We start from the raw sequence: 25680 nt of genomic DNA, 5'->3' as shown, positions 1-25680 counted from the left end.
TACGGTATAGGGTTGAAGACGGCTATATTTTTCGCTACAATCAACCTAGCTTTGTTGGACGAATAGAGACGGGAGAGAGAGACATGTACAAATTAATTGCAATCGATGTCGATGATACGCTTCTCAATGACGATTTAATCGTTACCGAAGGTACAAAAAAAGCGATGGAGGACGCCATTGCGCTAGGCGTAACCGTCACTCTGGCCACGGGGCGGATGTATGCTTCGGCCAAAAAAATCGCGGATCAGATCCAGCTTAACGTTCCGATCATTACGTATCAGGGTTCGCTAGTGAAGACGCTCCTGGATGGGGAAGTGCTCTACGAGCGCTGCGTGCCGCAGGATGCGGCGAAGGAGCTGTACGCGATCACCGAGCAGCGAGGCCTGCATTTGCAGCTGTATGCGGACGATATTTTATACGTGAAGGAAGCCAACGAGAAAGCGATCAAATACTCCACGCTGACGAATATCCCGTATGTCGTAGCCGAGGACTTCGAAGCTTTGCTCGACAAGCCTAACAATAAAATGCTCATCATCGACGATCCAGCCTACCTGGATCAACTGGCCGAAGAGTTAAAGCCGATTATCGGCGACCGTGTCCATATTACCAAATCCAAGCCCCATTACCTCGAGTTTATGCACAAGGAAGGCACAAAAGGCCATGCGCTCCGCTTTATGGCTGAGCATTTGGGCTGCGGGGTTGAGCAGACCATCGCGATTGGCGATGCGTGGAATGACCACGAAATGATTGAAGCGGCCGGTCTTGGCGTAGCAATGGGCAACGCCACGCCTAAACTGAAGGAAATCGCGGATTATATCACGCTGACGAATAACGAAGAAGGCGTTCGTCACGTCATTGAGAAATTCGTCCTGCAGCCAGCTGCCAAATAAACGATTGCAGCAAGGTGAAAGAATTAAAAAAACTCCACGGGGAAGCGGCGCTTCCACCATGGAGTTTTTTGTTGCGTTTTAGATTCCCGCAAGCACCTGATACCAGATGCCTTTTTTCGAATACAGATTCTGACGAACTTCCTTCCATCCGCCCAGATAGGAAATATCGAACAGCCCTTCCGGCACGACATACTTGTCCTTAGACTCTTCGGCTATCTTATCGTCAACCGAACGGAAGCCGTATTTGACGAACGTACGCTGCGCCTCTTCGCTTTGCAGATACGAGACAAACGCTTCGGCCACTTTGCGCGAACCGTGTTTATCGACGTTTTTATCTACAACAGCCGCCGGATTTTCAATAAGAATCGTGTTCTTCGGAACAACTACGTCATACTTGACGCCATTCATAATGCGGCCAAGCAGTTCATTCTCATACGTGACGATAACATCGCCAACGCCGTACTCGAACGCCGCCATGGAAGCCCTGCCGCTCTTATCAAGCGACTCTACATTCTTGTGGATCGACTCCAGATACTGCTTGGCAAAAGCAGGATCCTTCTTGCCGGTCTCTTCCTCCGACTTCTTGAGCCCTGCCCCGTAGATCGCGTTAATATCCCATTGCGCGCCGCCGGATGTTTTTGGATTCGGATAGAGAACCTTTACGCCTTTGCGGGTGAGATCATCCCAATCCTTAATCCCTTTAGGATTGCCTTCTCTGGTACCGAGGACAACAATCGATTTCGTAATTAAGCCTTTATTCGGCTGCGACTTCCAATCATGCGTAATGAAGCCTGCACCCGAGATCTTATCCAGATCGCCTTCCATTGCCAGAATCGCGACATCCGCCTCGAAGCCTCCGGCTATGGCTCGTGCCTGCGTCCCCGAAGCTTCATACGATTCCTGGAATACAACCTTTTGACCTGTCTGCTCTTTCCAATAGGCCTGGAACTGCGGCAGAATCTCGCTGAACGCATCCTTCACTACGGAGTAGGCACCGATGACAAGCGTTACATCACCGTCTTGTGCGGTAGACACGGCGGGCTGCTTTGTCTCCTCCTTGCCGCAGCCTGCTGTAATAATCAGCAGTACGGCGAGGAGCAGTACGGCAATCCGCCGGCTTGCTCTTCGATTTATATTCATGTTCGTATACAACTCTTTCTGCTAATGAGTATTTAGATATGAATCGGCATGGGGTCAACCTTCAGACTGTTTTCCATAATCCAGCTGTCTTTATCGTTAAAGAGGTAAGCGCGATGGACAAGCACGCTAACCTGCTCGCCAGGCTGCAGCACTTCCTTTTCCAGCGAACGGTACGTAATAAGCTTCACGTTGTCTACGAGCAGCTCGACCATCCACTCGCTGCCGCGGAAATGCAAAGCCTTCACCGTTGCGTTTACGGTCGCGGACTTCAGGCGAATCTCGCCCGGCTTGCCAATCTCGATATATTCAGGACGGATAAGAGCCTTTGTTCCCGGATAGGACAATGCGGCATCAAAGCCTTTTAATACTTTAATATCCTCCACAATCGTTGATTCGCCAATAAAGCTTGCGACAAACGGCGTTTGCGGATTTTTGTAAATTTCCCAAGGCGTACCCTTCTGTTCCAGCTTACCTTTGCCGATGATCATAATCTCATCCGCTACTTCAATCGCTTCATCCTGGTCATGGGTGACGAAGATGGAAGTAATGCCAACGCGTTCGATCATCTCTTTCAGCCAAGTTCGCAGCTCGGTACGAATCTTCGCGTCAATCGCGGCAAACGGCTCGTCGAGCAGCAATAGCTGCGGCTCGGGAGCAAGGGCGCGGGCGAAGGCGACACGCTGGCGTTGTCCGCCGGACAGTTGATGCACGTAACGGTGCTCGAAGCCTTTAAGCCCCGTCAGCTCCACCAGCGTAGATACGCGCTCGCGGATTTGTTCTTTGGTCTGCTTTTTCACCTTCAGTCCAAAAGCGATGTTGTCATATACGGTCATATGCTTGAATAAAGCATAGTTTTGGAATACGAAGCCGATCCCGCGCTCCTGCGGAGGCAGATCGTTAACCCGCTTGCCATGGAACAGGATATCCCCGGAAGTTGGCGTCTCAAGGCCGGCCAGCATACGAAGAATCGACGTTTTGCCGCCGCCGCTTGGACCAAGAAGTCCGATCAGATGACCTTTTTCAATCTCGAAGCTGACATCCTGCACGGCGTGGAAATCGCCAAAGCTTTTGCTGAGGTTACGAACTTCAATATGCATGGCTTAATGCACTTCCTTTCGTTTTTTCGCCCATTCCATTAAGAGGAGAAGGCCTACGGAGAATACGGCAAGCACAAGGGCTATGCCGTTTGCTTCAACAACATTAAAATTCTCGACATCCTGATACACGAGCGTAGTAGCCGTCTGCGTCTTGTTCATAATATTGCCCGATACGACAAGCACCGCGCCAAACTCGCCAAGCGTTCTTGCTACCGTCAGTACAACACCGTAGATCACACCCCAACGGATGGACGGCCAGGTCACCTTCCAAAACGTATACCACGAGTACGCGCCAAGAGTAGAGGCTGCTTCCTCCTGCTGGGCGCCGATCTCCTGAAGCACCGGCAGTACTTCGCGTACCATCAGAGGAAAAGTCACGAACAGAGAGGCAAGAATCATCCCCGGCAGGGCATACACGACTTTAAATCCCGTATCCTCGAAAAAAGAACCGATTATGGTATTGGGACCTAACAAGAGAACAATCATCAAACCGCCGATAACCGGCGAAACGGCAAACGGCAGATCCACGATGCTGTTAAGCAGCCGCTTCATGCGGGGTCCGATCCAATGGGCACGAACCAGATAAAGCGCCAGCATAACGCCAAATACGGTGTTAATAGCCGTTACCACAACAACGATAATAGCCGTCATCTGCAGGGCATGAAGAGATTGCTTGCGGGTTAACCCTTCCACAAAGCCGCTCCAGCCGTCCGCCCATGAGCCCGTAAATATCTCAATAAGAGGAATAATCAGCAATAGGGTAAAAACGATATACGTAAGACCAATCCACGTCCGTCTAATTGTCATTTTCCCGGCCTCCTAGACTGAATCAGGTTGACCGTCCATAAAATGATAAACGAAAGCGTCAGCAGCAATACCGAGACCGCTGCAGCCCCTTGCGGATTGTCACTCTCAATTTCTCCAAAAATATAAACGGCGGCAATCAGCGTCTTGCCCGGGATATTGCCCGCTACCAGTACAACGGCCCCGAACTCCGCCAGTGCTCTTGAGAAAGCCAGCATCGCACCGCTGATTACTCCCGGCAGCATTGAAGGATAGATTACGCTAAAAAAAGTGCGGAATTTGCTTGCGCCCATCGTGTAGGCGGCTTCCTCTTCCGATTTGTCGATCTCCTCAAGCAGCGGCTGAACCGCCCGGATCACAAACGGAAACGTAACAAACACCATTGCGATCACAATCGCCGGCTGATGGAATACAATCGTAAAGCCCATCTTCGAAGCCAGCTCGCCAACAAAGCTGCCTGGGCCAAGCAAAAGCAAAATCATAAGCCCGGTTACGGCTGTCGGAAGAGCAAACGGCAAGTCAACCAAGCTGTTCAAAATCCTTCTTCCCGGAAAACGGTACCGGATCAGCACCCATCCGATCATAGAGCCAAGCAGCACGTTAATGACGGTTGCAATAAGCGCCAGCTTAATGGTCAGCAGTACAGCCTTCCATGCCAGGGGATCCGATATACTCTCCCAGAAAGGAACAAACCCTCTGGATACCGACTGCGTATAAATTCCGATAATGGGAAGTACAATTAATACAATAAAGTAGAGCATAATCGCGCTTCGAAATCCGAAGCTCCACCACTTGCTGCGAAACATGACATTCATGCTGCTTATGACCTCCAAACCATCGGTTCGAACCGTAGGTGATTGCTAAACCTTAATCAATAGTAAATACACAATTCCTATTAGATCACTTGGTATTCTAAATTTAGCAGAGAACAACTGGTCTAGTCAATCCCATATTTACATTTTATGCGTAATTAGGCTGTCCATTTTTACTGTAGTCACATTCCTTAGAAAATAGCAAAAAAGCCGCCTGCTGTCTTGTAACCAAGACAACGGGCGGCTTTTCTTATTCGCCTTCGATATAATAAAGCTCTTCGCCTTCCGTAATGACGGCTTGTCCTTGCGTCAAATCGGTTATCCATGCCACAAAAGCGTCGGCCTCCGATGCAACGGGAAGGCATTTCACCGTCACGCGGTCCGTAAATTCGGTGCCGCCAAGGCGAGTCCCCCGGCCGTGGAGCTCATTCTCCACTTTGCCGTACCACGTGTAGTCCACGTCAACAAAAACTTCCCGGTGCAGCACCTTCACGATTTCTCCGGCTGCTTCGATTCCGGCTACCGCTCCGTCCGTATAAGCACGGACCAGTCCGCCGGCACCAAGCATGATCCCGCCGAAATAACGGGTAACCACAACCGCAACGTTTTTTAAGCCCTTATGCTTGATGACCTCAAGGATTGGCTTGCCGGCCGTTCCGCTAGGTTCACCGTCATCGGAGGCTTTCTGATGTTGATCGCGTTCCCCGACTACATAAGCCGAGCAGTTATGAGTTGCCGTCCGGTGGAGCCGTTTGATCTCTTCAATGAACGAAACAGCTTCCTCCTCCGTCTCCACCGGCTTTGCGTAGCCGATAAAACGGGACTTCTTGATAACGACCTCTTCGCTGCCCGGACCTCTAACCGTAGAATAACGCTCCAGCATTACAGACGAGCTTCGAGCTCAGCCTTTTCTTTCTCGTAGCCTGGTTTGCCAAGCAGCGCGAACATGTTGCGTTTGTACGCCTCTACGCCCGGTTGGTCGAACGGATTGACGCCCGACAGGTAGCCGCTGATGCCGCAAGCTTTCTCGAAGAAGTAAACCATGTAACCAAACGTATAAGGCGTCATGTCGGCGATGTTCACGATAAAGTTAGGTACTTGTCCGTCCGTATGAGCCAGAAGCGTACCTTGGAATGCTTTTTTGTTAACGAAGTCCATCGTTTTGCCTGTCAGGAAGTTCAATCCGTCGAGGTCCGCTGGATCATTGCCGATTGTGAGGTGCTCGGCAACTTCGTTTACTTGGATAACCGTTTCGAAGATGTTGCGGTTGCCCTCTTGAATGAACTGACCCATCGAGTGCAGGTCTGTCGAGAAATCAACGGATGCCGGATAGATCCCTTTGTAGTCTTTGCCTTCGCTTTCGCCGAAGAGCTGTTTCCACCACTCGGATACAAAGTGAAGGTTAGGCTCGTAGTTAACGAGGATTTCCGTTACTTTGCCTTTGCGGTACAACGCGTTACGCGCTGCAGCGTATTGATAAGCTTCGTTTTCCCCGAGGTTCGGGTTGCTGTATTCTTTCGATGCGTCTGCCGCACCTTGCATCATGGAGTCGATGTCCACACCTGCAACGGCGATTGGCAGAAGGCCTACCGCTGTCAGGACGGAATAACGGCCGCCGACATCGTCAGGGATAACAAACGACTCGTAACCTTCTTCGCTCGACAGCTTCTTCAGGGCGCCTTTTGCTTGGTCCGTTGTTGCGTAGATACGCTTGCGTGCTGCTTCTCTGCCGTATTTGCTCTCGAGAGCTTCACGGAAGATACGGAAAGCAATAGCCGGCTCGGTTGTTGTGCCGGATTTGGAAATAACGTTGATCGACCAGTCACGGCCATCCAGCAATTGAAGCAAATGCGTCACGTAAGTCGAGCTGATGTTGTTGCCCGCGAACAGAACTTGCGGAGTTTTGCGCTGTTCTTTTGTTTGCAGGTTGTAGAAGGAGTTCGAGAGCATCTCGATCGCTGCGCGCGCGCCAAGGTAAGAACCGCCAATACCGATAACAACAAGCACTTCGGAATCGGATTTGATTTTCTCCGCGGATTGCTTGATGCGGGCGAATTCTTCTTTGTCATAATTGTTAGGCAGGTCAATCCAGCCGAGATAGTCGGATCCTGCGCCAGTACCATTATGTAATTGTTCGTGGGCGATACGAACTTGTTCCGACAAATTGTCAATTTCATGTTGTCCAATAAAGCCAAGGGCTTTAGTGTAATCGAATTTTACCGTTTTACTCATGAAAGAAAGGCCTCCCTGATACTGTTTTTCAATTACCTGTCTTACTTAGCCTTTAGAATATCGGATTTAGATTTGAAAAACAAGCAACAAACCGTGAAAAAGGTATGAAGATTATCTATAATGATTAGTAAAAGCTTTTATGGCTTGATGCATTTTTCAACCTAACAAGGTGAAACCGGGTCGCCGGTCCTTCGACAGCCGGCCAAGTTTCATTCCGCTCGAATCTAAGCTATGATAGGAGATAAAAGTTATTAATACTTAGAATTTAAAGATACATTGGAGGGAACTGTACATGAAAAAAATCGGATTTATCGGCCTTGGCGTTATGGGTTATGGCATGGCTGCGAACCTGCTTCGCAGCGGTTTCGAGGTTAAGGTGTACAACCGGACAGCCGGCAAAGCCGGGGAGCTGATCGCGTGCGGGGGAAGCGAAGCCGCGACTCCGGCCGACGCTGTACGCGAGGCCGAAATTGTCATCACGATGATCAGCAACGACGCGGCGATCCGCGAAGTTTATTATGGAGAAAACGGGATTTTTGACGCAGTCCGTCCGGGTACCATTCTGATTGACAGCAGCACAATCTCTCCTTCCCTCGCTCTAGAGCTGACGGAAACGGCAGAGTCGAAAGGCGCATCGTTCCTTGATGCTCCGGTTACGGGCAGCAAGCCGGCGGCTGAAGGCGGTACGTTGACCTTTATGGTTGGAGGCCCTGAGAAGACCCTGAAAGAGGTCGACACGGTTCTGACCGCAATGGGCCGCAAGGTGATCTATATGGGCGCTAACGGCAGCGGAGCGACCGCAAAGCTTGCCCATAACACCATCGTCGGCATCAATATGGCGGCTCTGGCTGAAGGCATGGCGATCGCGGCAAGCGGCGGCATCAACGGCAGCGCGTTCCTCGAGCTTGTCCAATCGGGCGGCGCAGCAAGCCGTACAGCCGAGCTGAAGGGCGAGAAAGTGCTTGCCAGCGATTACGACGTCCAGTTCTCCCTCGCGCTCATGCTGAAGGATCTCCGCCTCTCCTCCGTGCTGTCGGATGGCCTGAAGGTGCCTACACCGATGCTGGAAGCGGCAAAAAGCCTATTCCAGATCGGCGACTCCATGGGTCTCGGCGAGCTTGACATGAGCAGCGTGACGCAAGCCTACGAGCAATGGATCGGCCGTAAGATCGGCGATAAAAACTAACAAAAAAGTATAATATTGTGGCCATGCAGTTCCTTCCATGGCCATTTTTTTTTATTTACTTGCTGCTTTTGAAATGAGTAGGTTAATTGCAAAGGGAGCAATTCGAATGATTCTGGAGAAACGTTAGTGCTCGCTTTTGTTCTGGGATTCCAACTACTCTATATTAATTCAAGGAATCCCAGAGCAATGGCGATCGGAAGAACATTCGAATGCGTACTTTGCTGTTTAACCGAATAAAAAGGGCCGTCCCATCGTCAAAACGATGGGACGGCCCCTTTTTCATTAAATGCTATTCGTAGATGTAAGAGCAGCAGTAGTCAGATACAGCCGCTACTTGAAGCTTGAACTTCGTGTTGGCCGGAACGGTGAACTCACCTTTGCCTTGGATGTGTACCCACTCTGTTTCGCCAGGGAGCAGCACCTTCAGGTCGCCAGCCAAAATTTCCATAATCTCAATGCAGTCCGTGCCGAACTCGTAGTCGCCAGGAAGCATAATGCCAAGCGTTTTTTTCGTGCCGTCTGCGAACAGAACAGCGCGGCTAGTTACTTTACCGTCAAAGTAAACATTAGCTTCTTTGACAACCGTTACGTTTTCAAATTGCGACATTGTATGGTTAGCTCCTCTACGCCAAATAGCTTATTAAATTACAGAACCGATTTCACATTGCTTACTACGTTCTCAACAGTGAAGCCGTATTCTTTGATCACGCGGTCGCCAGGTGCGGATGCGCCAAAGCGGTCGATGCCGATAACCACGCCTTTGTCGCCAACGAAACGATCCCAACCGAATGGATGAGCCATCTCAACAGCTACGCGAGCTTTAACTTCAGGGAGGATAACGGAATCTTTGTACGCTTGATCTTGCTTGTCGAACAGATCCCAGCTTGGCATGCTGATTACGCGAACTTGAATGCCTTCTTCGGCAAGCGCTTTTTGAGCAGCAACCGCCAGTTGCACCTCGGAGCCAGTAGCGATAATTTGAGCTTGCGGAGCACCGTTTGCTGCATCGGATACCACATAAGCACCACGCTTGATGTTCTCACGGGAGCCGGACACAGTGCCTTCCAGGATCGGCAGGTTTTGACGAGTCAGAACAAGCGCTACCGGATTGCTTTGGTTCTCAACCGCATAAGCCCAAGCAGCGGAAGTTTCGTTAGCATCAGCAGGACGAATAACTGTCAGGTCGGGAATGATGCGGATCGAAGCCAGTTGCTCGATTGGTTCATGCGTAGGACCGTCTTCGCCAACGGCGATCGAGTCATGCGTCAGAACGTAAGTAACCGGTTGTTTCATGATAGCCGCCAGACGGATTGCCGGACGCAGGTAGTCGGTAAATACGAAGAACGTACCGCCGAATACTTTCATGCCGCCATGCAGGCTCATGCCGTTCATAGCTGCAGCCATACCGAACTCGCGAACACCGTAGTAGATGTTGCGGCCGTCGTAGCTGCCTGGTTTGAATTGTGCCAAACCTTTCAGGTGAGTCATTGTCGAGCTCTCAAGGTCAGCGGAACCGCCAGCCAGAGCAGGCACGTTGTGAACAAGACCGTTCAGAGCGTTACCCGAAGCTACGCGAGTCGACAACGGCTTGTCTTCCGTTGTGTATTTAGGCAGGTCTTTATCCCAGCCTTCAGGCAATTGACCGGAAGTAGCCAGCTCGAATTGAGCTGCAAGCTCTGGGTATGCTTTTTTGTAAGCTTCGAATTGCTCGTTCCAAGCAGCGTTTGCTTTCTCGCCGTTCTGCTTCACTTCAGCAAAGTGCGCGCGAACTTCGTCCGGAACATGGAATTTATCCTCTTCGTTCCAGCCGTAGAATTGTTTAGTCAGCTTAGTCTCGTCAGCACCCAGAGGGGAACCGTGAGGACCAGCATGTCCGCCTTTACCGCCTTTGTTAGGGCTGCCGTAACCGATAACGGTTTTAACTTCGATCAAAGTCGGTTTGCCTGTTTCCGCTTGCGCTTCAGCGATTGCTTTAGTCAAAGCGTTCAAGTCGTTGCCGTCTTCAACGCGAAGAACTTGCCAGCCGTAGCCTTCGAAACGTTTTTGAACGCTTTCGGAGTACGACAGGTCAAGAGCTCCGTCAAGGGAGATATCGTTCGAATCATACAGAACAACCAATTTGCCAAGCTTCAAGTGACCTGCGAAGGAAGCCGCTTCATGGGAGATGCCTTCCATCAAGTCGCCGTCGCCGCAAATGGAGTATGTGAAGTGATTAACAACATCATAGCCTTCTTTATTGTAAGTAGCTGCCAAATGAGCTTCTGCCATTGCCATGCCTACAGCCATAGCAACGCCCTGTCCAAGCGGACCGGTTGTTGCGTCAACGCCAGCCGTGTGGCCGAATTCCGGGTGACCCGGAGTCAGGGAACCCCATTGGCGGAAGTTTTGCAGCTCTTCCAGAGGAAGATCGTAACCGCTCAGGTGAAGCAAGCTGTAAAGCAGCATCGAACCGTGTCCTGCGGACAGAACGAAGCGGTCGCGGTTAATCCAAGTCGGGTTCGACGGATTATGCGTCATGTTTTTCGCGAACAGTTGGTAGCCCATTGGAGCTGCGCCCATTGGCATCCCTGGATGTCCGGAATTTGCTTTCTCGATGGAGTCGATTGCCAGCGTACGAATCGTGTCGATCGACAGCTGTTCAATCGATTTTTGTGTAACTGTCATTTCTTACTTCCTCCTAATTCCTGTTTAAAATTGCTCTGTCTCTCTCTATATATCTGGATATAGCGCGAGTTGTAGCGCAAAGGCTTTGAATATTGTACCATTCCGAAAACTCGTTTGCCATCCTTAAAATGGAGAAAGGCTAGAGCATTTATTGGATTAATTGAAAACGACCGTTTTGTTCTGATGTACAATAATGCGGTCCTCGGTATGCCATTTCACGGCACGCGCGAGAACGACGCGTTCGATTGTACGCCCGATTCGTTTCAATTCCTCTACATTGTCGCGGTGGCTGACGCGCTGAACGTCTTGTTCGATAATCGGACCGCCATCAAGTTCCTCCGTTACATAATGTGCCGTTGCGCCGATGATTTTAACACCGCGATTATAAGCTTGCGCATAAGGCTTGCCGCCAACAAAGGCCGGAAGGAAGGAATGGTGGATATTGATAATGCGATTCGGGAACTGCTCGATGAATTTCGGCGAGATGATCTGCATGTAACGGGCAAGAACAATCAGATCGGCTTTGTCCGCAACAATCTCCATCTGCTTGCGCTCCGCTTCCGCTTTGGTATCCGCGGTTACCGGAATATGGTGGTAAGGAATGCCAAACGACTCGACCATGTCCTTCATATCCGGATGATTGCTCACAACCATTGCAATATCCGCGTCCAAATCGCCTGCTTTCCACTGCCACAGAAGCTCCATCAGGCAATGGTCTTCTTTGGAAACAAAGATCGCAAGACGCTTCTTGCGGCTCGCGCGGAACGTATGCCATTTCATATCGAAGCGGTCCGCCACGCGGGCGAAATCTTCAACAAGAACCGGAAGCTCCTTGTCCATATCATTCAAATCAAATTCAAAGCGGATAAAGAACATGCCGCCTTCCGGATCCATCGTGTATTGGTCCGATTGTACAATGTTCGCACCATGCTCGTACAAGAAATGCGAAACCGCCGCCACGATACCCGGTCTGTCCGGGCACGAGATCAGCATGCGCGCGCGTCCGCTGCGCGACTCAGTAGTAGATGAAGACATAAACGTTAAAACTTCCTTCCTTTTGCAATGGTTATCTTAAATCATTGTTACACCGTTTTGAGCAATTGCTTGCCGGCGAACCATGCCGTAATCCGTTGGTTGATTTGCTCTTCGGTCAAATCGCCCGGAAGCGCGTCGCTTTCGGAGAGCAGATCGTACAGGCGTTCCATCGGCTCGCGCGGATCCGCTTTTTTCGCCTTGGCATCGTTCTTCAGAACATCCCAAGTAGACAATACGAATTGGCGAGGATCAATTTCCTGTTTGCCATAGAAATGATGCAGACGCTCGACATGGTCGAAGAACGACTCCCCAAAACGCCCCATCGCATCGCCGCGGAGCAGCGCAATTTCCGCTTCGTACATCGGGAACTGCTTCTTGTCATCTTTTCCGATCCATGGTGTTTCCAAAATAAACGGGCGTCCCGCCAGCGCTTCATGATGGACGATTCTATGGATCGCCTCATGTCCAAGCCAGCCGGCACCTACAGGGGCATGGCGGTCTTTGCCCGCGCCTACAGGGTTTTTGCTGTCGTTGACATGGACAACCGCAACGCGGTCAAGCCCAACGGTCTGGTCGAATTTTTGAAGCACCCCGTCCAGATCATTGATAAGATCATAGCCCGCATCGTGCATGTGGCAGGTATCCATGCATACCGTCAAACGGTCGTTATTCTGTACTTTATCGATAATCTGAGCAAGCTCCTCGAAGCTGCGGCCGATCTCCGTTCCTTTGCCGGCCATCGTCTCGAGAGCGATGTTAACGTTCGTATCTTTCGTGCCTTCCAATACTTCGTTCAAGCCTTCGGCTATACGAGCGATGCCGTATTCGGCATCCTTGTCCGTATAAGCGCCCGGATGAAGTACGATATTGCGCACTCCGATATAATCGGTGCGGCGGATTTCCTCTTGAAGGAAGCGGACGGCAAGCTCAAAGGTGTCTTCCTTGTAGGAGCCCAGGTTAATGATGTAAGGCGCATGCACGACAATCTCGTTGATGCCCGCCTGCTCCATCATTTGTTTGCCTTCTTCAATATATAAAGTTTCGATTGGCTTTCTCCGTGTATTCTGCGGTGCGCCGGTATAAATCATAAACGAGCTGGAACCGTAGGATACAGCTTCTTTGGCCGCGGTAAGCAGCCCCTTGTCCGAAAATGATACATGGGAACCGATTTTCAACATCTTTTAAACGCCCCTTTCGGTTGATCAACCCTTATTTTACAAGGAATGTCGAAATAAATCTAGGAATACGGTATAATTCTTCCTGAGGTGAAGGTACAGTATGAAATCAGCTCCCGATTGGTTTATGTTTTTCATCATTTTCTGGGCAGTCGTAATGGTCGGCGCTATGGCCATCGGCGGTTTCTTCATGTTCCGCAAGTTTTTGAAGGTGCTGCCTCAGCGTGACGGCAAGTCAAAGCTGGACTGGCAAAACTATTGGGTCGAACGGAGCCGCAGCATGTGGACCGACGAATCAAAAGGCTTTTTGGACGAGCTTGTTTCTCCCGTTCCTTCCGCATTCCGGGATATCGCCAAGCATTCCATTGCCGCTAAAATCGGTCAAGTTGCCATTGATAACGGAGCTTCAGAAGTAACGCGGGATCACTGCATCGAAGGATACATACGCGCAACGCCTAAGCGTGACTATCGAAGCCTTGTTTCTTTCCTGGAACGCAAGGGTATCGACTACGATCCCTACCGGCATTTGCTCAATAAATAAACAAAAGAGCAACGGGCTGCTTCAATCAGGGGCAGCCTCTTGTTTAATCCGTATGAATAGTGTGTACAAATCTATTGGAACCTTAAACGGATTATTTCGTTATATAGCATATAAACAGCTTATAGCTGGCTGTTTGTATAATCATTCTTCAGCTAATGCTTTCAGGAGGTGCTTCTATGACAACTATGAAAACGAAAAAGAAGAGCAGCTTAATCGCGGCAAGCGCCGTATTACTCGCGGTGATGATGACCGCAACAGCATGCGGTTCGGACAAAGCCAACTCGAACGGCAATGAACAAGGCTCGTCGGTTGAACAACCGGCCAACGCCTCACCGGAGAACACAAGCAATAATACAACTGATAATAATGCGGGAAATAGCCAGTCCGAAGGACAAAACAACGGAGTTATGGATCCGGGAACGGCTTCGCCGGACACGAATGCAAGCACCGCGCCCGATGACAGCGCCGTTAAGACAAACGAAGGCGTCTTTGTCGGACAAGCCGATACAACCTCGGTTGAGATTGACCTGCCGAATGGACCGATGGTTCTGCAATTCACGGATGATTTGACGGATAAGATCAATAGCATTCCGCCGGACACAAAGGTACAATTTGACTATACCGAAAAGGTCAGCGGCGATGTAACGCAATATTTCCTGAAGAAGCTTGAAGTCAAATCCTAATGAAGGACGGATGAACAATGCGCGTTGCAGTAACGGGAGGAACCGGCTTTGTTGGCCGGACGCTGGTGATAGCACTGCTTGAACGGGGCGATGAAGTTACTGTCGTATCCAGGAAAGGAACGCCTTCTGCTTCACCTCAGAATGCAAGGCTCCACCATATGACATGGGACGAGCTTGCCGCATCGCCTCAACGGCTGGAGGGCACGGATGTTATCGTGAATCTTGCCGGCGAAAGCATTAACCAGCGTTGGACCGAAGCTTCCAAGCAGCGTGTTCTTCATTCCCGGATTGATGCTGCAGCGCGTATTGCCAAGCTTGTAACCGAACTGCACACAAAGCCGGAGGCCGTGATTAACGCCTCCGGCATTTCTGCATACGGCAACTCGTTAACGGCTACGTTTGCGGAGGACAGTCCGCTGAAGGTAACCGACTTTTTATCCGGCGTTGTGGAGCACTGGGAGAAAGCTGCCGATTCCATTCCCGTAAAAAGGCTGGTTAAACTGCGGGTAGGCGTCGTGCTTAACCGGACCGGCGGCGCGTTCCCTCTGATGAGTCTGCCTCACCGGCTGTTTGCCGGAGGCCGGCTTGGAAGCGGCTCGCAATGGCTGTCTTGGATTCATCTGGAAGACCTGGTCCGGCTGATTTTGTTCTGCATGGATCACCGCGAAATTCAGGGGCCGGTAAATGCCTCGGCTCCCGAACCGGTTACGAACGACCAATTCGGACGCGCGTTAGGGAAGGCTTTTGGACGACCGCATTGGCTGCCAACACCCGCCTTTCTGCTAAAGGCCGTACTTGGGGAAATGTCCTCCCTGCTTCTCGAAGGACAGCGCGCTTTGCCTCGCAAAGCCTTGGAAAACGGATTTACGTTCAAATACCCGACTATCGAAAGCGCAATGAAGCAATTAAGCCAAGCATAAAATAAAAAGCAGAAAAAGCCGAAGACGAGAGGTTAACCTCTCGTCTTCAGTTCGTATTTGGGTCCGTTGCTGCCGGCCAGCTGAATAACATCCCCTGCGCTAAACGGATAAGACTTATACGGAATCATGACCTCACCGTTCAACGCACTTCCGTTTCGCGAGCCCAAATCTTTCGCGATGTAAGCTCCGCCTTCCCGCTCCAGCTCAAGATGAAGCCTGGAAATGCCATGCGCTTCTTCCTCATAGCTGACCTGTTCGCCTAATCGGCCTATCGTAAATTTCTCATCCTGCCATTCGATCCAGGAACCGCCTCCTGCCCACTCCCGGTATAAGGCCGGCCCTTTCGATCCTGCCGAGTCCATCTCCCTCTCTGCCAGCAGTACCGTCGCTTCAACCGTTGCTGGTTGGCTGCGAAGATCAGCGGTATTGCCGCCATGTGGATAGAGCTCCGCCTCCATCCGAATCGCCGGTTTAACGGAAAGGGCAATGGCGGAAGCTGGTTCGACCATCTCTTTATGCTCAATATCCTCATACCGCGGCCACATGCCAAGCGGCTGGGATTCCGGAATAAACTCTTCTTCTCCGTCCCCTTCCTTGGCAAGCAGTCCGGCCGGAAGCCTGCGCGACCATACCATATAAAGAGCGGCTACTCCCATTAAGGTTAAGCCTAGGCATATATATAAGCTGCTTCGGGAATGCGAGGATAAATAGATATATTTCCATACGCATGCAACGGCTATGGCCACAACAGCTGCCGTTACCCAAAATTTTTTTCTTGCCGCATCGGAATCCTGCTCCTCCAGCTCTATAAGCGGAATATCTTGAGCTGTTGGTTCAGATACCGCTTTTGTTGCAGGCTTTAAACCAGCAGCTCGCGGTTTTGCTTCGTAACTTGCCTTTGGCACGATATCGTCTGCTGCACTTTTAGCTAACGCAACTGCCGGAAAAACGACGGGAATACGTTCCGGAGCCTGCTTCGGGCCTGCTTGAATAAAAGCATCCCCAATTAATCCGAGAAGCACGGATCTTAGCTCGGATAGCGGCCATTTGCTGCCGTTAAGCGTCTGCAAGATACGTTGGAGGCCTGCTCCGTCAATGTCCTGAATGTACGCGGTCCACCTGACTACAAGCGAGAGCAGATCCCCTGCGCCTGAACCGCCGTCGCGCAATCCGTCCTTTAAAGGCAAATAAGCAACGGCAATATCATTCAAATGCTCGCCTACAAACAAATATTGATCATCAAGCAGACAGCCTTCGGGACGCAGCATATAATGCTTGCACTCCTCGAATGCTTCTACGACGCCAAGCAATAACGTATAAAATTGCTCCATCGATAGCGGCTGGACCTGCAGGCGGTGCAGCAGCATTTTCCGCCCTGCCAGGGCATAACGGAATGTAACACGCCCGTCTATCTCCAGCCATTCTACCGGCAAGAGATGCGGAATTTTGCCCGACTGCAGCATCTGCAGCTCCAGCTCATCCAATTCATCACGCACAATGCCATCCTTCCGGTCAACAATCATTTCATGTCCGCGGTTCATGGAAAAATCTATAATGAACGGCTGCCTCACATATACTCCTCCTTTCGATTAACCCGATATCATCCATAAAGTTAAGGCTCCCGGAGCCACCGCCAGCATAAACGGAAAGGTTTGTCCATTCTTCGCCCATGCCAGCCAAGACGAAGCACCTGCCTGTCCGCCGAAACGAAGGGAAACGAACGTATACATGCCCGCCGTCATTTTTCTGGCAAAAGGTCTATGGAAAACAAGCAGGACAAGTCCCACCAGTCCCGCGTACAAAATGGCGTACATCATAAGCTGGAGCACGGCCAATGTACCAATCCAAGCTCCCAGTGCAGCAAACAGCTTGACATCACCCGCGCCAATTCCTTTCGCCAAATGAAGAATCAGCAACGGAACAAATCCTGCCGCCGCACCGTAGATGGCGAGCAAAAGCCCATGGCCTCCTCCGGAGAACAAAGCATATACAAATCCTCCTGCCAGAAAAGGAACCGTAAGCAAATTTGGAATGGTCATCGATTTCAAATCGGTATATAAAGCGACAAGCAGCAGCAAGGCTGCAGCCAAGAGCTGTACCGTCATGATGCTGAGTCCTCCTTCTTTGTTACGTTAAAATGCATGGATACCGTTTCGCCTGACGCCGAAGTTGCGGTTAGTTCCCAGGTTCCCGGCGTCGTATTTCCGGATACCAGCCATGTCCACTGCACATAACCGTTTGCATCCGCCGTTGCGCTGCCAAGATGCTTTGCCGTACTTGTTCCGCTTTTATAATTAACCGTAAGCGAGGCTGAAGCACCTGGCGATGTTAAAGCGATTACGGTTGCTCTATTACCCGGTCGCAGCGGAACCGGCTGAATGGAAACGATTTGAATCGGAGTTACATCCGCCGCGGCGGTATCTTCCTTCGCAGGCAATGCATCGCTGACCCATACCCGTTCGGATGCCTGCTCGCGCATTACGATCTTTCTGTTTAAGAACGGCAAGGATAAAGGAAACTCGTATTCCGCTTCAATCGTCAAATAAGGCTCCTGTTTTTCCTTCAGTTCCGGCAAGGAAAGGTGCGATAGGCTCAAACGCTCTTTTTCCAGCACCGCTTCATCCGCAAATTGCCGGAGCAGCGGCTCGACAGCGGTCCTCCCAACTTCAGTCGCCGCCGCATCCGTGACCGGCTGCCAGTTTCCTTCAAGAACTGCCGAAGCTAATGCATCTGCAGGCGCCGGCAGCCACCCGGCCGCCTCCTTCGCTATAGTTCCTCCCCAATCCGGCAACGGCAGACCGCTAAAGCCCAAATTGGGAATGGAGGAGGAGGCTTTTTGAAAGGTGAGATCTGCCGGACGAATATGTGTCGCAATCTGCCGGACCGTCTGGGACGCGGCCGATTGAAGGGCCATTTGCACGGCGCATAAGCGGATCATCATAATGAACAGCAACAGGATCATCAGGAGCAGCGGCATGACAAGAGCCGCTTCCAGCACCATGCTGCCGTTCTCCCCGCCCCGGTTTTTATCCTGCCGCCTAATAGGACGAGCCAATCGTTTGAACGGTTTCATACTTGCCGCCAACAACCTTTCCTTGCAAGGATCCAAAACGCTGGACGATGTCCATCACTCCCGGCAAAAACCACAGCTTGGCAGATGCCTTTATTTCTCCCGTTAGAGCAGTTGGAACCTTGGACAAAGTAACCCCGCCATTATACTCAATAACGGCGATCATCCGCGCTAACGCGGACGGCCGGTTGGCCCCCCCGTGGACCAGCATGAACAACCGCAGGTAATCCGTATAGGCAACATCGACCTTGATATATTTCGATAACGGAGCCGCCCCGCGTTCGGTAAAAGCCGCCATATCCTCCATTGTTTTTTCCAGGCCGTATACAACCGAGCATGACAAGATTAAGAGTGGATGGGCAGCCGTCCGGCAGGCAGACAACCCTTCCATCGTCCGGACCGCCATCCTAACGCCGATTAATTCGCCATAAGCGGCAGCCAAATTCGCCGTTGGGCTATGAAACCCGTAAATGACATATTCCGCTTCTTGATTGCTGAACGCGGCGGCATGGGCAAGCTCGTTCGTATCGCCGCTTGTAAGCAATGCCCTCAGATTTTGCGGCGCAAAGGAAGCAAAATGCGAAACCGTATATTCCGATAAATAAACGGAGTCTCTGGTTTGCTCCAGCATATCGGCAATGCCGTCAAACAACCCGCTCATGGCGGATGTCGCTTGCTCCGCTTCCTCATGGGCATCCTCCGCGAAAACAAGGCCTCCCGCTTCTGCACCGGAAGCTTCCTGATTGAATAAAAGATTGTCCTTATACCGCTTTTCGATATCCTGAATGATTCGAAGATGCTCCTCGCTCTGGGGAACCGACGTCATCCCATGCAGCAGGCGGCGTGCCTCCGACCATAGTTCTCCCGCCTTTGCCTCCTGTGCCTGGCGTTCTTTCTTTAGTTCTTTGTCGGTCAGCATCTGCTCCCGCTCGTCGAGGCTTGAGCCTTTGCGCACGTAAGCCGCTTCATACTGCTCGTAAGCAATCCGAAGATTAACGGCTCCTTCCTTGATCTGCTCATTGGAGAGATTGGGAGAAGCAAGGCCGGCTGTCAGATTGGCAATAAAGCCTCCCGCTTCCATTTGCAGCGAAGCAAACACCGCAGCCTGATCCGCAATCTCCCCGCTATATTCGGCAAACCAACCATCCGGCAAAATAAGCTCATCCGCCATCTTCCGGATCTCCTGCATATCGTTTTCCGGCGCGGTATCCACGACTGGCCCCGCGGCGGCGTCAACACCCGCAATATTTTTGCCGGTTACGCGGTCATAACCGCTGTTAGAAGGAGCATTCGCCGTCTCCTGCTTAATGCGCTGCATGTCCGCGTTAAGCTGCTTAGCCTCGTTGATTGCTTTGACCGCTTCCTGCTGCAGCTTGTCATGCTGCTTCCTAGCCTTCGCAAGCTCACGGGACATCCCGTCTGTCCATCCTCTCGCCTTATCCTCGTAGGCCCGGATTTGATCCGAATACTTTGTTTTTTTGCCTTGCTGAACCAGACGCTGGTCAGTTGTTACCCAATTCGCATACTGGGCGTAATCACCGGCAAGCCTTGCGGCATTCTCGGTACCCGTGGCGAGCTCCAGCGCTTTGGCCGGAATAAGGCCCGCAATGCCGCCAACGGTTTCCGCGGCCTGGCGTTGCAGCTGCAAAGCTGCGGCAAGCTTTTCCTCCCGCTTGTCATACAGCTTCCGAAGCTCCTCCAGCATATTAACCGTAACGTTCGCTTCCTTCATCGCGCCGGAAAGCGGGGCAAACTTGGAAGCCAGCTCCAGGGTGAAATCCACCGGAGCTTTATACTTCATTTCTTCCAGTACCTGCCGAGAGAACACCTCGTGCTTCCCCAATACTTCCGCGTTATCGATATGCGCCGATTGGAGCTCCGCTTGTACCAGCTTGAAGGTCTCCTGCTGCCCTGCGGATCGTTCCAAATTCGCTTGAACAGTCTGTTCGAAAATATCATTGCTGTCCGTCCCTCCCCGTCCAAACAGCCCATACCGTTCGTACAGCCGATTATCGTAAGCGGAGAGAGCGGAACGGACGCCTGATCTTGCTGCATCCTCGGTTACCTTATGCAATACCGCCATTCTTGCATAATCGATCAGCACTGCGGAGAACAAGAGCAGCCCTGACAATACAACCGCCGAAAATATCGTTATTGAGCCGTAAGATGTTGATAGCTTATTCACGGCTTGCCTGCTTTCCCGCCGCCGCTGTATGCCGTCAGCGCTTTTCCGGCCTGCTGCTTCGACGTTCCGTTGCTGAATTTGGCGGTGTAATACCGTACCGTATCGACATCGCGGATAAACTGAACCGGATCCACGATACTGGCCGCTGCAACCGTCTTGGGCTCGGACAGCCCGAGCGTAAGCTCAAGCGGAGCAAGAGATACCGGCTGCATCAGCTTTACCGCTACCTCCCGCTTCAGCAGACTGTTTGCGTAAGCGATATCCCCCTGGAACGGAAGCTCCGCATCACCTGTCAGCCAAGCTGATGCTTGATGCAGCTTCGTTTCTGCAAGCTCAAGATTGTCTGTGTTCCGCGCCCCTGGCAGTTCCAGTGTCACATCCGTCTGATCTGCCGTTATTCCGAATAACGAGCCAAGCATGTAGTCTCCGCTGACCCGCCAGTACAAGCCGTCATATTGACCGGTTGTCAGCATCCCGTTACGGGCATTACGGTGACTGTTATCCCAACTGAACGAAGCCCGTTCCGCCGTCTCGGAGGCGGAATAATAGAGCACCACTTTCTGATAGATATACATGCTGAATAATAGAAACATAAGTATTAGCAGAAAAATGACCGGAAACACCAATGCGGATTCCAGCGTAAAACTCCCTTCCGATTGGCGAAGCCATTGCGGCAAGCTGCGTTTACGGTTAGTTGGAGAAAATTTTGTCCGCTTCATCATCGGCTTTCCCCATTAATTTCTCGATCAGTTGGATAATCCAATCTTTAAATAGAAGAGCAATAATAATAACAACCGCAATAATCAGAATCACTTCCAGCGTCCCTAGACCGCTTTCCGAGCGCCAGAATGAACGGACGCCTTTACCTAACTTTTTCAACATAGTAAACATCCTCTCTAAACGTTTGATAGATAAAATCAAGACATGAGCAGCATCGCCGGTGCCGCAACAAATACCATTAACACAAGCAATATGCCCACCAGCGGAAAAACAAGCTTGGACGAAGCCTCTTCCCCGCGGGAACGGGCAACCGCTTTGCGTTTCTCCCATAGGGAGTAAGATATTTCCCGTAAAGCAAGGACAAATTGATCGCCGCCTCTGCGATAATTAAGCAGTATTACCGTTGTAAAAATGGATACTTCCTGCACGGCACAACTCCGGTTAAACCGCTCAAGCGCCGTACTGAAGGACTCGCCGTTCCGTAAGGCGATAACCACTCTGTCCCACTCTTTATATAACGGCTGCACTGCCGGGTCTTTCCCCTCCAAACAGCGGGAGAATGCCTGCAGCACCGGTTCCCCCGCGCCAACAAGCAGCATCAGCTTGCTAAGCGCTTCAGGCAGTTCGGAAACAATAGCCTGTTTTCTTCGTTCAACCAGCCTGCCGGCTTCCATAAAAGGCCTGACCGGAAGCAGTAACCCTAGCAGTACGCCCATTCCGATAAGCAGCGGCTCCTTCGCCAGCACGGCCAGAAGAGTGCAGACGCACAATACGGCATAGCCGAACCCCGTAGTTTCCGCTATATGCTGCTTTGTCTGATTCAGCTGCCAGTCCGTTCCCTTCAGGATAATCTGCTTTGAATGGTAGCTGCTTAGCGAAAGCTGCAGATGCTCGTAAAGCTTGCCGCGTTCCAGCAGCCGGTCAAAGGGTCTAACAAGCAATAATCCCTTCCAATCCGGTTTCCCCTTTTTCAGAAGCTTTGCCAATCCGTCCCTCCCTATGAGCAGTCCCCAGAACAGGACCAAGAGCAGTACAAGAAAAGCCATTCCACGCCTCCTACACGCGTATTTGCATAATTCGATGAATCAGCCAGAAACAAAAGGACAATACGACAAGGCCGATGGTGAGCAGGACATATCCGCCTCCCCCGTACAAGGGCTTCATGTAATCGGGGGCAAAAGCGCTCAGAAAACCAAGAAAGGCAAACGGAACAGCCATCATAATCCGTGCTTCAAAACGCTTTTGCGCAAGCAGAACGGAAATTTCCTGTTTGACCTCCAGCTTTTCGCCGATCGTCTGCGAGGTCCGTTTCATCACTTCAACCAGATCCCCGCCGGAGCGTTTGCATACGGCAAACACATCGGAAAATTGCGTAATATCGTCCAAATGGGTACGTTTTGCCAAGCTGCGCAGCGCTTGTTCAAGTGGTTCCCCGTTATCGAGACGATACTTGACAATCCGGAACTCGAGCAGAAGCTCCGTATTCGGATCCGGGTACAGCAGCTTGAGGTCGTCAATGGTTGCCAGAAAAGCATTTTCTACCGATCGGCCAGCCGCCAGCGATGAGGCCAGGGAATACAAGGCTTCTTTGAATTGCAGCTGCAGCCTTTCCTTACGCCGGACAAGCAAGAAGGACTTGTACATTCTTGGCGCAGCCAGGCCTCCGGCGGCAAACAAACCAGATACGATAAAGGAATGATAGATGAGGTAGACAGCAGCGAAAATAATGACGAAGCCAACAGCCGCGGATCCCATAAACTGCTTATAAGACAGCAGGTACTGGTTATAGTCCTGAAGCGGCTTAATGCTGGTTGAAGGCTTACTGCTGCGCGCGCCAGCCCGAAAGGAAGAGTCCCAACCGCACCATTCAAGTATCGTCCTCATTCTTGCTGCGAGAGGCGCAGCTCGGATTACGGGCATATCGCATCCTCCTCTGCAAGCTTCATACCTGCCATCCTCAGCTTGTCGGTATGATAGAGCTTATAATCGGTGCGCTTAAGCGTGCCGAACACTTTCCCGCCCTCCTCGCCTTTCTCTTCAAATTGGAAAAGCGGCCGGACGGCAATCTCTCCATCCTCCAGTCCTGCGACCTCGCAAATTTCCGTTACGCGGCGGGAACGGTCCCTAAAACGAGACAGATGGATTACAATGTCCAAAGCCGAGGCAATCTGCTTGCGGATGACCTGAACCGGCATTTCCGCCGCGCTCATTACCATCGTTTCCAGCCGGGACATCATATCCCTGGGACCGTTACTATGACCGGTGGACATGCTCCCTGCATGGCCTGTATTCATCGCCGCCAGCATATCCAAGGCTTCTCCGCCGCGTACCTCGCCGACAATAATGCGGTTAGGACGCATCCGAAGTGACGCCCGAATCAGATCGCGGATCGCGATCTCCCCTTTTCCTTCGGTATTGGCATTCCGCGTCTCAAGTGAAACAAGGTTGGGAACGCTGCGGATTTGCAACTCGGCGGAATCTTCAATCGTGACTAAACGTTCATCCTGGGGGATGTATTGGGACAGGGCATTGAGAAAAGTGGTTTTTCCCGTACCGGTACCGCCGCTAATAAAAATGTTGTACTGCGCCTTCGTAAGCTGCTGTAGAAAAACAGCCGCTTCCCCGGTTAATGCTCCCTTCGCAACAAGCTCGTCCATCGTCAGCGGCTTTTCCGGAAATTTACGGATCGTCATCGCCGGTCCCCTTAGCGCAACAGGCGGCAGTACGATATGAACGCGTGAACCATCCTTGAGACGGGCGTCAACAATCGGAGAAGATTCATTTACGACCCGGTTCACGCTCGCAACAATCGACTGGATCAAATCCTCCAGCCTTTCCCTGCTCTCAAAAGATGCGGGCAGCAGACTTAGCCGACCGCCTCGTTCGATAAAAATCTCCGAATGATGGTTGATCATGACTTCCGTCACCGTCGGGTCATCCATCAGCGGTTGTAGAATATCAAGTCCCCGAAACGAATGAAACAGACGCCGAACCAGCGAAGCCAGCTCCGAGGCGGTTAGAGGGTTGCTGCTGCTCCAGGCAAATACGGTCTGCTCCACGATTGCGGTTAACTGCTCGTCTGTCACCGAGCCGGAGTAATCAAGCCGGTCCTTAATCCGGTTTTTTAATTCAAGGACCGCTTCATCCGTTAGCAATTGGCACACCTCCTTCCTCCTTGACCAGCTGCTGATACAGCCTTTCCACTGCGGCCATATATGGAGGCGATGCAAGAACAGCCGTTGCTCCCCTGCCCATTGCCGCCGTATCCGGAAGAAAAGCATAGGCCTGCTTGAATATGCTCCGCCTAATATGCAGTTGGCCATCACTGCGGTTCACAACCAGTTGCAGCCGTGGCTCCAGTAGACGGAAACGTTCCCCAAAACGCTGTACGCCGTACTGATAAGCCAACTGGCTCTTGCGCTGAACAGCAGCATCCTCCGTTACAAGCCAGATAACTTCATGGCTTAGCTCCAGTAAGGTCAAATGCAGCTCGTCCAGCCCGTCATCCAGATCAATAACAATCAGATCATATTGGCCGGTTGCCGCTATCGTCCGTACAATGGCATTCGCATCCGAGGCTTGAAGCGTCAAACGGTCCTCCGGATTCGAACAAGGCAAAATATAATCCGCCCTTAAGTACGGATCACGCTTGCTATGCCGCCCAAGCCACTCTCCAGCCTTGCCAGGATGCGATTGGAGCATGTACAGCAGTTGGGACAACCCCTCATCCCCATGAACTACCCCGGCCTCCAACCACGTATCCACCGCATTCCAGCGCTCCAGGTTGAGATAAAATATTCGCTGCCCGCTGCTCGCTGCCGTATGAACGAGCTGTCTGGCCAATGTTGTTTTCCCAACACCGCCGGATGCCGAATAAACAGCAATGACCTGAGCGGACTGCTCTCTTGCAGCTCCTTGGGAAACAGGGGCCATTAAGGAGGCCATCCTCTGCAACAGCCCCGGCAGCGCCTGATATTGCAGCAGCTCCTGATAAAGCGGGAACTGGCCCGGTGCCGCAACCAGCGCAGCAACCGGAACTCCTTCGGGCAATATCCCGGCAGCAGCTTCCAGCATGCAAGGCTGTGCGGCAATTCCGTGAACCGGATAGCCCGATTTCAGAAACTGCACAAATGCCTCCGCATGGGTGAAAGCCGTCAGCTGCCACAGCTCGCTGAACGGGCTGTCGCGCACGTAATCGGCCAGTCTTCTTACATAATCCTGCTCCTTGACTGCAATCACTAATTGATGTCTCACCTGCCTGCTCCTGCCTTTCTCCTTCCGGCAAACGCAAAAAAAGCACCGTAAAAGGCGCAGTTTACCTGCGGCCTTCTACGGTGCTTCCGTACATGAGCCGAATCAATTTATTGTACAAATATTACCACCTCATCCAAATGCCCGTCAACTAAAATTGTTTAAAAAGAAAGAAAAACATTTTCGTTCAAATAGATACATTTTGTATCAATTATGCTATAATCAGAAACGTAATGTATCTCGTACATAGGGAGATACTTCAACATGTGAGAGGA

The 25680-nt window shown here is 51.4% G+C and carries 25 protein-coding genes; 5 read left to right on the top strand and 20 right to left on the bottom strand.

Annotated features, from left to right (window positions below; all coding sequences use genetic code 11):
• Positions 1-83 precede the first annotated feature (83 nt).
• Positions 84-890: a Cof-type HAD-IIB family hydrolase gene (locus tag PJDR2_RS06605; protein WP_015842886.1), complete on the top strand. Its 807-nt coding sequence runs from the start codon at positions 84-86 to the stop codon at positions 888-890.
• A 78-nt stretch (positions 891-968) separates the two neighbouring features.
• Here the strand turns inward: PJDR2_RS06605 and PJDR2_RS06600 are convergent, their stop codons facing one another.
• The 6 genes from PJDR2_RS06600 to PJDR2_RS06575 form a co-directional block, all read right to left on the bottom strand.
• Entirely contained in the window at positions 969-2030 is a 1062-nt protein-coding gene (locus PJDR2_RS06600) for a sulfate ABC transporter substrate-binding protein (RefSeq protein ID WP_015842885.1), read from the bottom strand.
• Positions 2031-2062: 32 nt separating this feature from the next.
• On the bottom strand, positions 2063-3127 hold the full coding sequence (locus tag PJDR2_RS06595) for a sulfate/molybdate ABC transporter ATP-binding protein (RefSeq protein ID WP_015842884.1): 1065 nt from the start codon (positions 3125-3127) through the stop codon (positions 2063-2065).
• A 3-nt stretch (positions 3128-3130) separates the two neighbouring features.
• Entirely contained in the window at positions 3131-3928 is a 798-nt protein-coding gene (locus PJDR2_RS06590) for a sulfate ABC transporter permease subunit (protein WP_041614034.1), read from the bottom strand.
• A gap of 2 nt (positions 3929-3930) precedes the next feature.
• On the bottom strand, positions 3931-4746 hold the full coding sequence (gene cysT, locus PJDR2_RS06585) for a sulfate ABC transporter permease subunit CysT (protein WP_015842882.1): 816 nt from the start codon (positions 4744-4746) through the stop codon (positions 3931-3933).
• 247 nt (positions 4747-4993) lie between these two features.
• Positions 4994-5626, bottom strand: coding sequence for a YigZ family protein (locus PJDR2_RS06580; protein ID WP_015842881.1), 633 nt, complete (start codon positions 5624-5626; stop codon positions 4994-4996).
• Positions 5626-6975: a glucose-6-phosphate isomerase gene (locus tag PJDR2_RS06575; protein WP_015842880.1), complete on the bottom strand. Its 1350-nt coding sequence runs from the start codon at positions 6973-6975 to the stop codon at positions 5626-5628. Before PJDR2_RS06575 ends, PJDR2_RS06580 begins: the two co-directional genes overlap by 1 nt.
• Positions 6976-7267: 292 nt before the next feature.
• Here PJDR2_RS06575 and PJDR2_RS06570 point away from each other — a divergent pair, with 292 nt between their 5' ends.
• Positions 7268-8161: an NAD(P)-dependent oxidoreductase gene (locus PJDR2_RS06570; RefSeq protein ID WP_015842879.1), complete on the top strand. Its 894-nt coding sequence runs from the start codon at positions 7268-7270 to the stop codon at positions 8159-8161.
• Between the two features lie 289 nt (positions 8162-8450).
• Here the strand turns inward: PJDR2_RS06570 and PJDR2_RS06565 are convergent, their stop codons facing one another.
• The 4 genes from PJDR2_RS06565 to PJDR2_RS06550 form a co-directional block, all read right to left on the bottom strand.
• Entirely contained in the window at positions 8451-8768 is a 318-nt protein-coding gene (locus tag PJDR2_RS06565; RefSeq protein ID WP_015842878.1) for a pyrimidine/purine nucleoside phosphorylase, read from the bottom strand.
• A gap of 38 nt (positions 8769-8806) precedes the next feature.
• The gene (tkt, locus tag PJDR2_RS06560) at positions 8807-10825 is read right to left on the bottom strand and encodes a transketolase (protein WP_015842877.1); all 2019 of its coding nucleotides are present in this window, start codon (positions 10823-10825) and stop codon (positions 8807-8809) included.
• Between the two features lie 156 nt (positions 10826-10981).
• Positions 10982-11860: a formyltetrahydrofolate deformylase gene (purU, locus tag PJDR2_RS06555; RefSeq protein ID WP_041613315.1), complete on the bottom strand. Its 879-nt coding sequence runs from the start codon at positions 11858-11860 to the stop codon at positions 10982-10984.
• Between the two features lie 47 nt (positions 11861-11907).
• Positions 11908-13038, bottom strand: a complete 1131-nt coding sequence (locus PJDR2_RS06550) for a deoxyribonuclease IV (RefSeq protein WP_015842875.1) — start codon at positions 13036-13038, stop codon at positions 11908-11910.
• A gap of 100 nt (positions 13039-13138) precedes the next feature.
• On the opposite strand from PJDR2_RS06550, the gene PJDR2_RS06545 reads away from it, so the two are divergent.
• The 3 genes from PJDR2_RS06545 to PJDR2_RS06535 all read left to right on the top strand — a co-directional run bounded on the left by PJDR2_RS06545 (position 13139) and on the right by PJDR2_RS06535 (position 15179).
• On the top strand, positions 13139-13576 hold the full coding sequence (locus PJDR2_RS06545) for a DUF2621 domain-containing protein (RefSeq protein WP_015842874.1): 438 nt from the start codon (positions 13139-13141) through the stop codon (positions 13574-13576).
• A gap of 176 nt (positions 13577-13752) precedes the next feature.
• Positions 13753-14259 (top strand): hypothetical protein, encoded by a 507-nt coding sequence (locus PJDR2_RS31775; protein WP_015842873.1) that lies wholly within the window; start codon positions 13753-13755, stop codon positions 14257-14259.
• Between the two features lie 17 nt (positions 14260-14276).
• Positions 14277-15179: a TIGR01777 family oxidoreductase gene (locus PJDR2_RS06535; RefSeq protein ID WP_015842872.1), complete on the top strand. Its 903-nt coding sequence runs from the start codon at positions 14277-14279 to the stop codon at positions 15177-15179.
• A gap of 32 nt (positions 15180-15211) precedes the next feature.
• Here PJDR2_RS06535 and PJDR2_RS06530 read toward each other — a convergent pair whose 3' ends face one another.
• Genes PJDR2_RS06530 through PJDR2_RS33420 form a run of 10 tightly spaced genes read right to left on the bottom strand, consistent with a single transcriptional unit; the run spans position 15212 to position 25408 of the window.
• Positions 15212-16750, bottom strand: coding sequence for a DUF6382 domain-containing protein (locus PJDR2_RS06530; RefSeq protein ID WP_015842871.1), 1539 nt, complete (start codon positions 16748-16750; stop codon positions 15212-15214).
• Positions 16751-16768: 18 nt separating this feature from the next.
• On the bottom strand, positions 16769-17284 hold the full coding sequence (locus PJDR2_RS06525) for an A24 family peptidase (RefSeq protein ID WP_015842870.1): 516 nt from the start codon (positions 17282-17284) through the stop codon (positions 16769-16771).
• Positions 17281-18252: a TadE/TadG family type IV pilus assembly protein gene (locus tag PJDR2_RS06520; RefSeq protein WP_083778060.1), complete on the bottom strand. Its 972-nt coding sequence runs from the start codon at positions 18250-18252 to the stop codon at positions 17281-17283. The genes PJDR2_RS06525 and PJDR2_RS06520 overlap by 4 nt, the downstream gene beginning before the upstream one ends.
• Positions 18218-20434: a hypothetical protein gene (locus PJDR2_RS06515; protein WP_015842868.1), complete on the bottom strand. Its 2217-nt coding sequence runs from the start codon at positions 20432-20434 to the stop codon at positions 18218-18220. The genes PJDR2_RS06520 and PJDR2_RS06515 overlap by 35 nt, the downstream gene beginning before the upstream one ends.
• Positions 20431-21156 (bottom strand): TadE/TadG family type IV pilus assembly protein, encoded by a 726-nt coding sequence (locus PJDR2_RS06510; protein WP_083778059.1) that lies wholly within the window; start codon positions 21154-21156, stop codon positions 20431-20433. Before PJDR2_RS06510 ends, PJDR2_RS06515 begins: the two co-directional genes overlap by 4 nt.
• Entirely contained in the window at positions 21125-21316 is a 192-nt protein-coding gene (locus PJDR2_RS06505) for a Flp1 family type IVb pilin (RefSeq protein ID WP_015842866.1), read from the bottom strand. The genes PJDR2_RS06510 and PJDR2_RS06505 overlap by 32 nt, the downstream gene beginning before the upstream one ends.
• A gap of 35 nt (positions 21317-21351) precedes the next feature.
• Positions 21352-22200: a type II secretion system F family protein gene (locus PJDR2_RS06500; RefSeq protein ID WP_015842865.1), complete on the bottom strand. Its 849-nt coding sequence runs from the start codon at positions 22198-22200 to the stop codon at positions 21352-21354.
• Positions 22201-22210: 10 nt separating this feature from the next.
• Positions 22211-23074 carry a type II secretion system F family protein gene (locus tag PJDR2_RS06495; RefSeq protein ID WP_015842864.1) on the bottom strand — a complete coding sequence of 288 codons (864 nt, stop codon included), beginning with the start codon at positions 23072-23074 and terminating at the stop codon, positions 22211-22213.
• A complete protein-coding gene (locus PJDR2_RS06490) occupies positions 23065-24318 on the bottom strand; it encodes a CpaF family protein (protein WP_015842863.1) in 1254 nt (417 codons plus the stop codon). Before PJDR2_RS06490 ends, PJDR2_RS06495 begins: the two co-directional genes overlap by 10 nt.
• On the bottom strand, positions 24296-25408 hold the full coding sequence (locus PJDR2_RS33420; protein WP_015842862.1) for an AAA family ATPase: 1113 nt from the start codon (positions 25406-25408) through the stop codon (positions 24296-24298). Before PJDR2_RS33420 ends, PJDR2_RS06490 begins: the two co-directional genes overlap by 23 nt.
• Between the last annotated feature and the right edge of the window lie 272 nt (positions 25409-25680).

The sequence above is a fragment of the Paenibacillus sp. JDR-2 genome (genome assembly GCF_000023585.1).
GTDB lineage: Bacteria > Bacillota > Bacilli > Paenibacillales > Paenibacillaceae > Pristimantibacillus.
The sequence above is the reverse complement of the archived record's forward strand: the minus strand, read 5'-3'. Positions and strand labels throughout refer to the sequence as shown.

Bases quoted from the DNA above. Each gene is read 5' to 3' on its own strand.
- PJDR2_RS06605 (WP_015842886.1), top strand. From the start codon at position 84: ATGTACAAATTAATTGCAATCGATGTCGATGATACGCTTCTCAATGAC.
- PJDR2_RS06600 (WP_015842885.1), bottom strand. From the start codon at position 2,030: ATGAATATAAATCGAAGAGCAAGCCGGCGGATTGCCGTACTGCTCCTC.
- PJDR2_RS06595 (WP_015842884.1), bottom strand. From the start codon at position 3,127: ATGCATATTGAAGTTCGTAACCTCAGCAAAAGCTTTGGCGATTTCCAC.
- cysT (WP_015842882.1), bottom strand. From the start codon at position 4,746: ATGAATGTCATGTTTCGCAGCAAGTGGTGGAGCTTCGGATTTCGAAGC.
- PJDR2_RS06580 (WP_015842881.1), bottom strand. From the start codon at position 5,626: ATGCTGGAGCGTTATTCTACGGTTAGAGGTCCGGGCAGCGAAGAGGTC.
- PJDR2_RS06575 (WP_015842880.1), bottom strand. From the start codon at position 6,975: ATGAGTAAAACGGTAAAATTCGATTACACTAAAGCCCTTGGCTTTATT.
- PJDR2_RS06570 (WP_015842879.1), top strand. From the start codon at position 7,268: ATGAAAAAAATCGGATTTATCGGCCTTGGCGTTATGGGTTATGGCATG.
- PJDR2_RS06565 (WP_015842878.1), bottom strand. From the start codon at position 8,768: ATGTCGCAATTTGAAAACGTAACGGTTGTCAAAGAAGCTAATGTTTAC.
- tkt (WP_015842877.1), bottom strand. From the start codon at position 10,825: ATGACAGTTACACAAAAATCGATTGAACAGCTGTCGATCGACACGATT.
- purU (WP_041613315.1), bottom strand. From the start codon at position 11,860: ATGTCTTCATCTACTACTGAGTCGCGCAGCGGACGCGCGCGCATGCTG.
- PJDR2_RS06550 (WP_015842875.1), bottom strand. From the start codon at position 13,038: ATGTTGAAAATCGGTTCCCATGTATCATTTTCGGACAAGGGGCTGCTT.
- PJDR2_RS06545 (WP_015842874.1), top strand. From the start codon at position 13,139: ATGAAATCAGCTCCCGATTGGTTTATGTTTTTCATCATTTTCTGGGCA.
- PJDR2_RS31775 (WP_015842873.1), top strand. From the start codon at position 13,753: ATGACAACTATGAAAACGAAAAAGAAGAGCAGCTTAATCGCGGCAAGC.
- PJDR2_RS06535 (WP_015842872.1), top strand. From the start codon at position 14,277: ATGCGCGTTGCAGTAACGGGAGGAACCGGCTTTGTTGGCCGGACGCTG.
- PJDR2_RS06525 (WP_015842870.1), bottom strand. From the start codon at position 17,284: ATGACGGTACAGCTCTTGGCTGCAGCCTTGCTGCTGCTTGTCGCTTTA.
- PJDR2_RS06520 (WP_083778060.1), bottom strand. From the start codon at position 18,252: ATGAAACCGTTCAAACGATTGGCTCGTCCTATTAGGCGGCAGGATAAA.
- PJDR2_RS06510 (WP_083778059.1), bottom strand. From the start codon at position 21,156: ATGATGAAGCGGACAAAATTTTCTCCAACTAACCGTAAACGCAGCTTG.
- PJDR2_RS06505 (WP_015842866.1), bottom strand. From the start codon at position 21,316: ATGTTGAAAAAGTTAGGTAAAGGCGTCCGTTCATTCTGGCGCTCGGAA.
- PJDR2_RS06500 (WP_015842865.1), bottom strand. From the start codon at position 22,200: ATGGCTTTTCTTGTACTGCTCTTGGTCCTGTTCTGGGGACTGCTCATA.
- PJDR2_RS06495 (WP_015842864.1), bottom strand. From the start codon at position 23,074: ATGCCCGTAATCCGAGCTGCGCCTCTCGCAGCAAGAATGAGGACGATA.